General features: G+C 32.8%; 15 protein-coding genes. 1 reads left to right on the top strand and 14 read right to left on the bottom strand.

Annotation, left to right across the window (positions count from 1 at the left end; all coding sequences use genetic code 11):
• Window positions 1-54: 54 nt before the first annotated feature.
• From AC3QLY_RS10040 to AC3QLY_RS09975, 14 genes are all read right to left on the bottom strand, one after another.
• On the bottom strand, window positions 55-459 hold the full coding sequence (locus AC3QLY_RS10040) for a hypothetical protein (RefSeq protein WP_143439669.1): 405 nt from the start codon (window positions 457-459) through the stop codon (window positions 55-57).
• 76 nt (window positions 460-535) lie between these two features.
• Complete coding sequence (locus AC3QLY_RS10035) at window positions 536-916, bottom strand: hypothetical protein (RefSeq protein ID WP_074421233.1); 381 nt, start codon at window positions 914-916, stop codon at window positions 536-538.
• Window positions 916-1335, bottom strand: a complete 420-nt coding sequence (locus AC3QLY_RS10030; RefSeq protein WP_074421232.1) for a hypothetical protein — start codon at window positions 1333-1335, stop codon at window positions 916-918. Before AC3QLY_RS10030 ends, AC3QLY_RS10035 begins: the two co-directional genes overlap by 1 nt.
• 386 nt (window positions 1336-1721) lie before the next feature.
• Entirely contained in the window at window positions 1722-1919 is a 198-nt protein-coding gene (locus AC3QLY_RS10025) for a hypothetical protein (protein ID WP_143439667.1), read from the bottom strand.
• 3 nt (window positions 1920-1922) lie between these two features.
• A complete protein-coding gene (locus tag AC3QLY_RS10020) occupies window positions 1923-2570 on the bottom strand; it encodes a DUF4145 domain-containing protein (protein ID WP_074421231.1) in 648 nt (215 codons plus the stop codon).
• Between the two features lie 627 nt (window positions 2571-3197).
• Window positions 3198-3386, bottom strand: a complete 189-nt coding sequence (locus AC3QLY_RS10015; RefSeq protein ID WP_074421230.1) for a hypothetical protein — start codon at window positions 3384-3386, stop codon at window positions 3198-3200.
• Window positions 3387-3396: 10 nt separating this feature from the next.
• On the bottom strand, window positions 3397-3753 hold the full coding sequence (locus tag AC3QLY_RS10010; protein WP_353744812.1) for an RloB domain-containing protein: 357 nt from the start codon (window positions 3751-3753) through the stop codon (window positions 3397-3399).
• 291 nt (window positions 3754-4044) lie between these two features.
• Window positions 4045-4503: a hypothetical protein gene (locus tag AC3QLY_RS10005; protein WP_074421228.1), complete on the bottom strand. Its 459-nt coding sequence runs from the start codon at window positions 4501-4503 to the stop codon at window positions 4045-4047.
• The gene (locus AC3QLY_RS10000) at window positions 4500-4928 is read right to left on the bottom strand and encodes a tetratricopeptide repeat protein (protein WP_074421227.1); all 429 of its coding nucleotides are present in this window, start codon (window positions 4926-4928) and stop codon (window positions 4500-4502) included. Before AC3QLY_RS10000 ends, AC3QLY_RS10005 begins: the two co-directional genes overlap by 4 nt.
• Window positions 4925-5416, bottom strand: coding sequence for a hypothetical protein (locus AC3QLY_RS09995; protein WP_143439665.1), 492 nt, complete (start codon window positions 5414-5416; stop codon window positions 4925-4927). The genes AC3QLY_RS10000 and AC3QLY_RS09995 overlap by 4 nt, the downstream gene beginning before the upstream one ends.
• A gap of 37 nt (window positions 5417-5453) precedes the next feature.
• A complete protein-coding gene (locus AC3QLY_RS09990; RefSeq protein WP_074421225.1) occupies window positions 5454-6671 on the bottom strand; it encodes a transposase in 1218 nt (405 codons plus the stop codon).
• Window positions 6672-7226: 555 nt separating this feature from the next.
• Window positions 7227-7976, bottom strand: coding sequence for a hypothetical protein (locus AC3QLY_RS09985; RefSeq protein ID WP_081301454.1), 750 nt, complete (start codon window positions 7974-7976; stop codon window positions 7227-7229).
• On the bottom strand, window positions 7976-8548 hold the full coding sequence (locus AC3QLY_RS09980) for a hypothetical protein (RefSeq protein ID WP_074421298.1): 573 nt from the start codon (window positions 8546-8548) through the stop codon (window positions 7976-7978). The genes AC3QLY_RS09985 and AC3QLY_RS09980 overlap by 1 nt, the downstream gene beginning before the upstream one ends.
• Before the next feature lie 825 nt (window positions 8549-9373).
• Window positions 9374-10066, bottom strand: coding sequence for a hypothetical protein (locus AC3QLY_RS09975; RefSeq protein ID WP_074421299.1), 693 nt, complete (start codon window positions 10064-10066; stop codon window positions 9374-9376).
• 1265 nt (window positions 10067-11331) lie between these two features.
• Between AC3QLY_RS09975 and AC3QLY_RS09970 the strand changes: the two genes are divergently transcribed.
• Window positions 11332-12309, top strand: coding sequence for a Gfo/Idh/MocA family protein (locus tag AC3QLY_RS09970; RefSeq protein WP_074419971.1), 978 nt, complete (start codon window positions 11332-11334; stop codon window positions 12307-12309).
• Window position 12310: the final 1 nt, after the last annotated feature.

The following is a 12310-nucleotide window of genomic DNA, read 5'->3' as shown; positions in this document are numbered from 1 at the left end:
GCGGCTTCATTGTTGGCGCTACGCAGCCAACGAAGCCTTAGTTGTTATGGGCTGTTATTCTAATAGTTTAACATTATACATCAACATCATGTCACTATAATCGACATATACTTGAAGCCTACCGTTTTGAGAATTTAGCTTTAGCCATCTAACATGACATCTTAATCCATTTGCATCAACACAAGCATATTCAAAAGTGTCGTCACCATCACTATCTGTATATTTTTCATAAGTTTGATAAATGTCATAAACTTGAGTCTCTTTGCTGTAAATAGTAATCCTGTTTTTATCCAAATCAAAAACAATTAATATATTAACCTCGGTAGGCTCACTCCATTTAGTCCAACCATAAGTTCCTTTTGTCTTTAAACTAAAAATTGACGAACGAAATTTCATTACTTGTCCGAAGCTAATGTTTAGATTACAAAGTAACAATGCCATTAATAAATACTTTTTCATAAAATATTATTTAATTATCATTTTGAATTTGATACACTTTTCTATCTTCTCCATCAATTGTACAAGAAGCATCTTCTTAAAGCTTAGCAGGTGTTATATGGTCGATGTCAAGCCAACCACCATTAGGAAAGTCAATTTGCACAACTTCACAATCTTCTACTTCAACGTCTAATGTGTATGTTTGGCTGTAACCCGTTTCTGGATTGTAGTAATTAACTGTTGCGGAATATGTTCCGTCTTCAAATTTGCAACCTGAATTTGAAGAATATTCGTCATTATCTTCGTTACTTTCTTCTTCTTCTGAATAATTAGATGAGTTACTTTCATAATTTCTGTTGTCGTAGCTACTTGTATAGTAGTCGTTATTTTGTTTTTCAGATTTTGAAGAACACGAAGTTAGAATCGCTGTTAGTGATATTCCGATGAATATGTATGTCAAAAAGTGATATGTGTTCATTACTCAAAAATTTTGTCATACCATTTTGAAACATCGTCCCTGATTAGGTCATAATACTTGTATATTATCAAAGCCAAATTAAATTCTGCTCTTTTGCTTTTGCTCTCGTTTATGGTAAAATAGCCGTAAAAATTGCCGTCTTTGTCCACAACTACGGGTGGGTTTGAACTATACTTGTTCCAAGGTGAGTATGAGTTGTATTCGTTTCCATATGTTCCATACTCATTCCATATTGATTTTGAATTGTAACTATTTCCGTAAGTTCCATATTCATTCCAAATAGAATTATTGTCGTAACTGTTGCAGTTTAGACAACCAAGATATTCATCGTGATTTTCTCCACCGTAAAGATGTAGCGTTTGTCCAAATGTCGTTGTCGCTGAAATAAAAATTAAAGCAATCAAAAATATTTTTCTCATTGTCGTCCGTTTTGCTCGTTTGTAAAATTACTGCCAACGAACAGGGCTTGCTGCAGGTGTGGCATTAGGTCTTATGTATGAGTTGACAGGATACTCGCTTAAATTTAAGAGTAAAATATCCGCTCATTTTAAAACTTCATTTCCATGGCTAAAGTTAATCAATTAGATTTCACAGGTAGTACCATTTTCTGTGGCCTTGATGTACACAAAGTTAGTGTTCCGTCTGCCCGGAGCCGCTGCTGATTGATGAACTAAAAGTACAAGTTAAAAACCAAAAGCCCAATAGCATTCCGTCCAGCCCGGACTGAAGCCGAACAGCGAACTGCCGCTGAAGCTAACAACGTCCAGCCACACTTGCAGCAAACCCCATGTTGGTGGCAGGCTTTTTAGTCTGCCATTTCTTTTTCAAGTTCTGAAAGAATTTTAATGAGTTGCGTAACATCGCTTTTTTCAAGAGTGATAAAGCCACTATAAATATTGTCATCACCAGTCTGCCCAATACTAATAAACACTTTACCGTTGTCATTTAAATAACAATCCATTTCATTATTGTTGTCGTCCGAAAAAACTGTCCTTGTTGCCATAATTTATTTGCTTTTTGCTTTTGTTTTAATTGAATTTAATTTGTTCTCTGCAATCGTTGCAAGATGAGGTGCGCTATAAACATATTCTAAAATAGCACTGCACAATGCATTTACAATAGGAATTTCTTTTTCTGTTAACTCTCCGCTTCCTGCATGTGCACCGATATTCCCAAAGTCTTTCAACCCTGATGCGACTTTGACAAGTTTTTGAGGTATTTCGTTTTTGTCTGCAAGTTCTTTTAGCATTGCTGCTAATGTTCCAGAAGATGCTTGCCGGTCTAAGCAAACTAATTCAAGCAGCCGTCTCATTAAAATGGCGTAAGCATTTACGTCAATAGATTTTACTTTTTCTGCTGCTTTATACGCTGTCAAAATTTTTTCAGGAAGTCCAATAGGATAATTTGCATTTTGAGGATACAAAAAGTCATAACTAATTTCATCGTCGCTTTCCATATCGTCATGCCATGTGTACGAAACAATATTGATTTTTTCACAAGCAGGACACCTCAAAACATTGTAATGAATACCCCATGCGCCAATTGGTCCGTCATCTGGGTCATAATCAGTTTGGTCATCATTTACATTGCCGACTATTTCCATTTTAGCAATGTTGCCGCAGTGTCTGCAAGAGATTAGTTTTGATAAATTCATTTTGAATAATTAGGGTGTGTCCGATAAGCTTGCCACCAACTTATAAATATACGAAACTTTACTATTTGAATGGATTAAGGTTAAAAAATATTGTTGTTCTGATTATCAATACTGTATGACACTTTTGCGAAATACATATACATTTTTACACGCTTTCGTAAAGCCAACTATTTGATTTTTTATTTTTTACATCCTCTCAGTATATGAATACTAATACAGTAACCATTCACTCAAAACCCATGCATCGATTTTTACCCTAAAATAATAATAATTATGAATAAAATCAATTCAACCAAAAAAAATCATAATAAAAGTTAATTTTTTTTTATAATTAATTGAGTATAAATGTTTTATTTTGAAAGAGTATGGCAAAATAGTACACAGTTTCTTTGTAGCAGCATAAGTGGTTAAAAATGGTGTTTAGAAACCAATAAAACGGTATTGATGGCCAGCAATAAACTTGTGTATCAAATAGCTGGGTTACCACTAAAAAACCACCCCGTAAAACTTAAAGGGGGAAAACGTTTAGCCGTGTAGGTGGTAAGAATTGAAAAAATAATACCCCCAATTTTCAATTGCAGCAACAAAGTAGCAAAACGACAACTCCATAATCATTAGCCCCCTAATTTACCGGTTTCGTTCAACAGGCGACTTCATTGTTGGCGGTTCGGCTTTTTTTTCAAAGTGCTTTTTCAATTCGTCTGACTGAAATAGTAATTCCATTTCGCACATTGCTTTCTTAGGATTTTCATTGTCAAAATTTCCAAGAGCAATAGAGTTTGCTAAACCTGTCTTTAGGTTCGGTTTTAATTTCAAATAAATGTCGTCATTTTGTTTCGTGAAGAACTTTTGTGTCTTTTTCGTAATTCTTTAAGTGTTTTTTTAATTCTGTTTCCACACTTGAGCAAGTGTTGAAATACTTTGATGTTTTTTCAAAATGAAGTAGAAACCAAAATTCAAGACAAGGATTATTTACGATTACAACAACGTTTGTATAATTCGTAATAAGGTCTGTTCTATATTCTTCAAATATTTTAAGTGGTGATTTTTTTCCTTTGGGTGCTTCATTTTCTTCCTTGATAACAGTATCAAGATCAATTATCCAAAACACTTTTGTAAATTCTTTGTTTGATAAATCACAAACCAAATTGTATTGCTCTTCTACACTTTTTTTGTTCGGGATTTCAGGCTTTATACTAACACGAATGTCTCGCTCGTTTTGCTGGGCATGTTGATTAAAAAGAATTAAATTTTATATGGACAAAGAACAATCTTGCGAGAGGGAAAGATGATCTTTCATACTATCATCTTTCTCTTTCAAAAGAAAAAAATTAACACATATTACCCCTTTACTTCCTCAGTCGTTAGGTACATAGGATACTTTTGTTAGCCGTTCGTTGTTAATTTTCGCCTTTAAGGTCCATATGTATTTGGTTAAATAAAGCAATTATAATTGAGTAATAAACTTGTCAAGTTATTTGTCTAAGTATTTTAATTGTAAGGAATAAAAAATTATAAATATTAATGGAAAAATGAGTGCTATAAAATAAATAGTGCGAAAAATCATAAAATCAGTTATAATTGAAATACCAATTGTCGGTAAAATTTCACCAATTAACCAAAAATAAAATCCATCTTTTTTCATTTTTCGCATTTTTAATGCACCATAGAAACAAAGAATAATAGCAACTATATTTATTAAAAGAATTGGAAATTTATTTTGAAATGCAATAGTTGCAAATTCTAATGTTCTTTCATTGTATATGTTATTTAAAAATGAATTTTTGCCCGTCTGTTCAATAGCTGTTTTTATTTCTTCAATACTTTCATCGCCAGATACATACTCTTTAATGCTACTATACAAATCGAAGACGCAGCCAATTATAGTAAAGATTGTCAAAGCATTGATTATTGGTGTTATTTTTTTGGTCATTGTTTATTGATTTTTCGTGAGATGTATTCATAATTATATTTTGCTTTATAAAAATGAGGGTCAATAATTAAAGCCTGTTTGTAATCGTTTAAAGCCTCTCTAAACATTCCTTTATTAGTATAAGCAAACCCTCGATTATACCACGCCTCTTTATAATTTTTATCTCTTTCAATATATTTTGTGAAATAATAAATAGATTTATCCCAATCTTCTTTTTTGGCATATGCAATTCCCAAATTATAAATAGCATCTGTATAATTTGCATCAATAGCTAATGATTGCAGATAATAGTTAATTGCTTCATCATAATTCCTGTTTTTTAAAGAATGATTCCCTTGCTCTTTTAAAAATACCTTCTTATCTGTTTGACTCATTGCTATGGTATTTGCAAAATTGAGTAGTATAAAAAAAATTATCTGTTTCATTGAAATAAAGTTTTAATTGCTTCAGTTAATTTTGTCTGTATATTTCCAAAGTTGTCAGGGTGTTTAATGGATATTATGCATTTCCTCGTTGAAGGAGAGATAATTGAATTTTTCACTTCAATTAAGTAACTAATGCTATTGAGACCATAACCATATTTTGTATTTTTTACAATAGATTTTAGTGGCGTTACTTTTATTATGGCATCCGAATTCGTATGATTGATTTTTGCCTCAATTTCTTCTTTAGTAATAAACGAAAGTGGTGTTATAGTGAGCGTATCTAATATATTAATATTATTTTCCTTTAGTGCCAATAATAATTTAGATATAAAGAAATCATCTCTATTTGCTTGTGTAGAAAAATCAAATAACACATAAGAAGTTTTGATTAATTTCTTGTCATTAGAGTTTGTAGAAATTTGATATTTCAGATTCATACATGAATTAAGAAATACAAATGATAACAATAAAATAGTTTCTTTTTTCATTTTTTTAAATTTTAAAATTCAATAGTCCGGTAGTTAATTAAGCAGCCATAGCGCCTATATTCAGGCACCGGCCGTATAGCTTTCTTATTTTATTATACTTCAGATCCAGACCTAAGTTTGAAAAAATAGTTTCTGTCAGGTACTTATTATAGAACCAGATTTTGATGCTTCGCATAGAAAAGGGCGTTTCGTTTTTGTCAGGTAAGTTCGCCCAGCAACTGTACTTCATTAATGAAACCGTCATGAGTGATAAATTAAAATGGTTATACAATTTCGTTTCTGATCGGGCCTGGCATTCTTCCAGACCGGTATATTGTTTGGCATCCCGTATCAAAAACTCGATCTGGAACCGTAACTGATAATATCGGATAATTTTTTCACCTTGCAATTCCGTGTCTGTACTTAACAGAATTACATACCCTTTCCGGGCCTTGCTTTCCAGATGTATCACTTTTACGATACGCTTCAGTGCCACACACCAAACTTTCAACTCAAATCCCTCCATATCCTCATCCTTATAGCAGCGCTTCCATTTACGCTTATCTATTTTCTTCACATTTACCTTTCCCGCATAGCTCCGCTTTCTGCCTCTGCCCGGATTTTGAGGGCCATTATACAGGTACAGCAAATTGGCATCGGGGCGCATCCGCGTAATTACTTCCAACCGCAACAACAGTACCGGGTCAATAAAGGTCTTCTTCATAAAGTACCCATCCACCGCCAGGTACTTCGTGTAGCACAATACTGCCCTCAGATTCTTCTTTATTATACCCACATAATGAGCCACCAATTGGCTCTTCATACCCGCCGGCGTTTGAACCGCCTCTATACTATACGCCGTTGAATCCCCTACATCCACCAGTGCCAGGCAGCCTATTTCCAGTCCAGGCTTTGCCCGTTGATCCTTGCCACTCCAAAACCGGTCTTTACCATAGGTCTTTTTACCGCTCTTCCTAATATAGGATGGATCGAATGCCGCTATGCATTCTTTACCCTTCAGCCCGTTCATCGATCCCTCAAACCAGCTACTGAAATTAATCTTCCGGTTAAACTGCTGACGAATACTCTTTTCTGCATACCCTCCGCCGCCATACCGAAACAGATTCAAAAAGTTGTGACGAACAGGAAGCATCACCCATTTCTCAAAAACCCAATGCAGAAATTTTTGCTGCGGTTTGGTTATTCCTTTTACTTGTTCTATACTTGCATCGATAAAGCGCTTCGCTTTATTAAAGGCGGTTATGTTGTTCTTCACAAAACAGTTTACCGCCTTTTTCCTTTCTATTACTCTACTGTTAACATCTTTTCCCCTCCAAATTTGTTATCCATATCCAATCCTTCTCAACCTTAAAAAACTACCGAAGTATTGAAAATTAAGAGATGGGCTTTTTGAAAACCCATCTCCTTTCTAGTTTACTTTGTTGCGTCAATTAAGGCAAAAATACCAGCAACAATTGAAAGAATTGCTGATAAGATACCCCAAATGCTTAAAAGTGTTGTTAACATACGTTTAAATTTTAAGTGTTAGAAAATAAAGAACAATTTACAAATTTTATTTATACTAAATTTTTTATATCACTATTATTTGATGCTGGTTGTCCTTACAATGACAGCTAACGTTCGAGTATTTGCGAAGGCAGGGAATTCATTGATTGTCCAGCCCGGTACAAATGCCCATTTAAAATATGTTGTTGAAGTTAAGAACTAAAGCTGAACATTGAAAGTCGAGCCCGAACCGCTGCTGATCCCTGCACATAGCTGATGTTACAATGTCCAACCCTGCTTTTGCAAATACTTTTGTTGCATGCCGTTAAAATTTCATTACAACATTTTCAATAATATCCTCAATAAAGGAAATAGCTTTTGTTTCTTTTATTACGACAGTATTTGGATGGGCACATGTGTTTCTAAAGTCAAGTTTTTCGTCTAATATTTTTCTTGTATCGTTTGAAACAATTTTTGCGACACGAAGCAATTCAATAAAGTCAGACTCTTTAATGTCGGAAAAGTTGTCCTTAATTGAAACTACAATTTTCTTGTATTTTCCATGTGTCTGAATTGCATTATTAAATTCTGATAATTTTTTAGCTAATACAAATTCATAAATTGTGTCCATAGTTAAAAGCCAAGTCGTCACTATGGCTGCCCGAAATGATTTTATTTCGAAACAACTAATAGCTTCTTCTAAAAAGGATTGTTGCTCTTTGCTTTTTAATTTTGGAATAAGGTCTCTTAACGTAGTTGAAATGATTTGTTTGTGAGTACTTCCTAAATAAACAGATTCTAGGCTCTTCCTTGCATTTCTTTCAAAAGTATATCCACTTCCTTTTTTAACAAAGGTCGGAGGCTTTTCATCAGTAAGTTTCTTTACTTCATTATTTACGTTTGCAGGAACTCTAAGACTTTCATTTTCGAAGCAACTTCTTATTTGTGAAGGAAGAAAACTGTCCACTTGATGTTCGACACAAAAGAAAAAACTCATTAGTTTAACTTGTTCTTTTTGAGTCAAGTTTTCAAACCCTTCAACTTTGTCTAGTAATTCAGATATTTTTAGTACCATTAGCTTTTCGGTGGTAATTTTTCATCTACGAATATTTCTCCTGTTCTTGCTAACCTCCATTTACCTTCTTCGCCCGGCTCAAAAAAGTCTTTATCATTTTTAGCATTGATAATAATTTGTCGAAGGTGGTTTGGTCGTTTAGGAATAGAGAGTGTACGATAAGCATAGTCAATATTTCCTTCTGAAAAATATTCAGCACCTTTAAGAACTGTGATGTAGTAGCCAATTACGGCAATAACATTTGCTGTGGTTTTACCTGGATTTTTTTCTTTCAAAAAATCTTCTAAAGATGGATTGTCTTTGTCTTTGTGTATATCAAATTTTTCAATAGCAATGTTTTTTGCTTTCGTTGGCTTGCTGACTTTCTTTTCCTTTTTCCCTTTTATTTTTTCCTCATCTTGTTTCGTTTCGGTTTCTTCATCTTCCATATCATCAATCACTTCCTTTTTTGCAGCTGCTTTTTTTGAATCAAGTTTATCCTTAAAAATGTCCAAGTATTTAGAAACAAACTCTTCTGAACCGACAAGTTCTACCGTGCCTTCCTTTAAGTTTATTAGGGCTTTTGTCTCCATGGTTTAGTTTTATTGTTTAAGTTATAGAATGTTTGTCAATTTGAGGGCTGTCAATTAATGGCATGCAACTCAAAAATATACGAATTTTTCCAAGATTTTCTTGTTAAAAAATGAATAGATATTTCTATTGATTCTCAATCAATCATCCCATTTTTGCGAAATACATATTGCTTTTTTTATTCTTTCGTAAAGCACACCTGGCCGGTTTTGATCAATCCGGCCAGGTCTTTGAACAAACTCATAGTATTCGTTAAATCTTGAAGGCTATGCAAGCTTATGCAACGTTCGAGTATTTGCGAAGGCATGGAATTCATTGATTGTCCAGCCCGGTACAAATGAACATTTGAAAATATGTTATTGAAGTTATGAACTAAAGCTGAACATTGAACGTCGAGCACGAACAGCTGCTGATGCTTGCACATAGCTGATGTTTCAATGTCCAGCCCCTGCTTTTGCAAATACTTTTGTTGGCAGAAGTTATAAATAAAGTCAATACTCGCTTTTAAAAAGAAGATACTGACTTAACAATTTTTATTTCATTTATTTTTAGTGTTTTCTTATTTCTTTATAAAATTTATAAAAAAAATAGATACACATGAAGAATATAAAATAAATTGAAATGTACTCATTATTTTTTATTTCTGTTATTGCTTTGTTTATGAAAAAAGCAATAAATAGAAATGGTAAAAAAAAGTACCTAAATGCTCTTGCGTATTTTGTTTTGGAAAGATATTTTTTGTTTATCCACCGAAATATAACCCATACTGCAATAACATAAATTCCGATTAATATAAATTGATTATTTCCCATATTATATAATTAATATTATTTGAGTCCAGGACACTCAGCGTGAATACAATAAGCACAACAAAGAAAATAAACTGGTCCTGTTTCTGCTGTAAGTGCACAAAGAGTTATACACGCATACACCCAATTACTACATGGATTCGATGAAACTGCCATAGTTGCAACTAAACTATTTGTTGATATACTATTAGATACATTTTTAGAAAAATCATATGTCAATCGATTTGTGAATTCAGTGTAAGTAACTTTATTTTTCTGGAAACTACTTAACATCTTACCGACAGTACTTGCCTTTTGCAAATCCGATACTTCACATGAGGTGCAAAAATGATTATCTCCCTGATCATTAATGTTATACCTTAATATAAATCGTGCTGCAGCATTTTTTACTTTAATTGCCTTTTCTAAATATTCTTGTTTACTCATGTTTAGAATTTTCAAAACAGTTGGCAAATCAGAAAAGTTAACTTTTGCTAAATCTACTTTTGAATTTATCAGTTTATTAATAACCTCCAAACTGTTACTAATAATAAACTTATAGTCTTTGTCAGAACTATAAGCAATAATTTTTTCTTGATCCGTCATCGGTTTACTAACTGTTTTTACAAATGTTTTAGAGTAAATATTATCATCTTTAATATTTACACCTTTCTTACTACATGATGATATAATCGTAAAAATTAAGATACACAATAGAGTATTTTTTTTCATAAATGAAACTTTTAATAATTATTCTTACCTTCAGATTAGGCGCTGTTCCAGAATTTTCCGCCGTCGGCAGTTGTCATTTTTTGTTGTCACTCTCTATGATTTAACGCACTCTTGGCTTAGAGGTGTATCCAATTATTTCTGCCAACTCACTTATTTACGAATATTTAGGCGTTCCGCTTTATTAGGTTGAAAAATATTGTTGTATTGATTTTCAAAGTATTATATCACTTTTGCGAAATACATATATATTTTTAAACGCTTTCGTAAAGCCAACTATTTGATTTTTTATTTTTTACATCTTCTCACTATATGAATACTAATAATGTAACCATTCACTCAAAACCTATACACCCATTTTTACCCTAAAATAATAATAAATATGAATAAAAGTGATTCAACCAAAAAAAAATATAATAAAAGTTGATTATTTTTTTATAACTAATTGATTATAAATGTTTTATTTTGAAAGAGGATGGCAAAATAGTATACAGTTTTTTTTGTAGCAGCATAAGTAGGTAAAAAATGGTGTTTAGAAACCAATAAAACGGTATTGATGGCCAGCAATAAACTTGTGTATCAAATAGTTGGGTAACAACTAAAAAACCACCCCGTCAAACTTAAAGGGGGAAAACGTTTAGCCGTGAAGGGGGGTGCATCTGAAATGGAAAACGAAAATCCATTTTCATCAACCTTTAAAGAAGTCTATTACATTTCAAATTTGTAGAAAGTGAAAATTAGTATAACTTAACATGCAATAGAAACGTCCTTATGCTCTAAAATATTTTGACGGAATGATTCAGGTACAATTTGTAAAACAATTCTATAGAATAAAGAATAACACAACAACAAAAGAATGGAAGGTAGTATTCCTTCAAAAATTCTTAAACTTTTCTTTCTCAATAATTTTGTACCTCTATTGTACCTCAAATAATATAAAATCGATGAAAATCAATACCAGTAAAGACTTTTAACATTAGTTCGATTCCTGTTCTGGCACTATGCCGGAAAAAGAGGTTGTCTTAAAAGTGTTTCGCAGCCTCTTTTTACTCGGTAAAGGAAGAAGGGATGGAGAAAACGCTCGTTTATGCAAATCTAAGCCCCTCATTTTGCTATTAATATATCCACTCTCATTTTATTGTTTTACATTATAATAAAATATAATACCTTAAATCACAACCTATCTTATCATTCATTTATTTTTATTTGCACAATAACACTAAAAAATACTCATATCAATTATCTTTATCCGCTAAAACCTGAAAAGCATGTTGAAAGTAGGTGTATTTGGCGTTGGCCATTTAGGTAAATACCATTTAAATAACTGGAAAGAAATAAAAGATGTTAAATTGGTTGGCTTTTTTGATCCCAATAACGATGCAGCCAAAGAAGTTGCCAATCATTATGGCTTAAAACGTTTTTTAGATGAAGATAAATTAATGGATGCCTGCGATATTATTGATGTAGTAGTACCCACCGATAAACATTTTGAAATTTGTATGTCGGCCATTAGAAAGGGAAAACATGTATTTGTAGAAAAACCTTTTACCCATACTATTCAGGAAGCAAAAAGTTTGGTAAATACAGTGAAAGAAGCCAACATTAAATTACAGGTAGGCCATGTTGAACGATTTAACCCCGCATTTCTGGCAATTAAAGATTTAAAGCTGAACCCAATGTTCATTGAAGTGCATCGGCTGGCACAATTTAACCCCAGAGGAACAGAGGTGAGTGTTATTCTGGATTTAATGATACATGATATAGATATTATTTTAAGCTTAGTGAAAAGTGGTGTGAAAAATATTTATGCCAGTGGTGTGGCCGTTATGACTGATACACCCGATATTGCCAATGTGCGCATTGAATTTAACAATGGATGTGTTGCCAATTTAACCAGCAGCCGTATTAGCATGAAAAAAATGCGAAAAATACGCTTGTTTCAAAAAGATGCCTATTATGGTATCGACTTTCTGGAAAAGAAAACCGAAATTATAACCTTGAAACAACCGGAAGACAACAATAGCTTTTCATTTGATATAGAAACCCCCAATGGTACCAAAACAATCGCTGTATCGAATCCGGAAATTGAGCCTGCCAACGCCATTCAACTTGAATTGCAAAGTTTTGTTGATGCAATTAAAAACAATACACCTACTTTAGTGAGTGAAATTGATGGTTTACTGGCGCTGGAAGTTGCACACCAAATACTTACAAAAATTAATAGTAATAATATTGCCATATCTTAAA

It is taken from the genome of Hydrotalea sp. GW822-HT8A01 (genome assembly GCF_058798575.1).
The sequence above is the reverse complement of the archived record's forward strand: the minus strand, read 5'-3'. Positions and strand labels throughout refer to the sequence as shown.

Bases quoted from the DNA above. Each gene is read 5' to 3' on its own strand.
- AC3QLY_RS10040 (WP_143439669.1), bottom strand. From the start codon at position 459: ATGAAAAAGTATTTATTAATGGCATTGTTACTTTGTAATCTAAACATT.
- AC3QLY_RS09980 (WP_074421298.1), bottom strand. From the start codon at position 8,548: ATGGAGACAAAAGCCCTAATAAACTTAAAGGAAGGCACGGTAGAACTT.
- AC3QLY_RS10035 (WP_074421233.1), bottom strand. From the start codon at position 916: ATGAACACATATCACTTTTTGACATACATATTCATCGGAATATCACTA.
- AC3QLY_RS10025 (WP_143439667.1), bottom strand. From the start codon at position 1,919: ATGGCAACAAGGACAGTTTTTTCGGACGACAACAATAATGAAATGGAT.
- AC3QLY_RS09985 (WP_081301454.1), bottom strand. From the start codon at position 7,976: ATGGTACTAAAAATATCTGAATTACTAGACAAAGTTGAAGGGTTTGAA.
- AC3QLY_RS09975 (WP_074421299.1), bottom strand. From the start codon at position 10,066: ATGAAAAAAAATACTCTATTGTGTATCTTAATTTTTACGATTATATCA.
- AC3QLY_RS10000 (WP_074421227.1), bottom strand. From the start codon at position 4,928: ATGAAACAGATAATTTTTTTTATACTACTCAATTTTGCAAATACCATA.
- AC3QLY_RS10030 (WP_074421232.1), bottom strand. From the start codon at position 1,335: ATGAGAAAAATATTTTTGATTGCTTTAATTTTTATTTCAGCGACAACG.
- AC3QLY_RS10020 (WP_074421231.1), bottom strand. From the start codon at position 2,570: ATGAATTTATCAAAACTAATCTCTTGCAGACACTGCGGCAACATTGCT.
- AC3QLY_RS09995 (WP_143439665.1), bottom strand. From the start codon at position 5,416: ATGAAAAAAGAAACTATTTTATTGTTATCATTTGTATTTCTTAATTCA.
- AC3QLY_RS10005 (WP_074421228.1), bottom strand. From the start codon at position 4,503: ATGACCAAAAAAATAACACCAATAATCAATGCTTTGACAATCTTTACT.
- AC3QLY_RS09970 (WP_074419971.1), top strand. From the start codon at position 11,332: ATGTTGAAAGTAGGTGTATTTGGCGTTGGCCATTTAGGTAAATACCAT.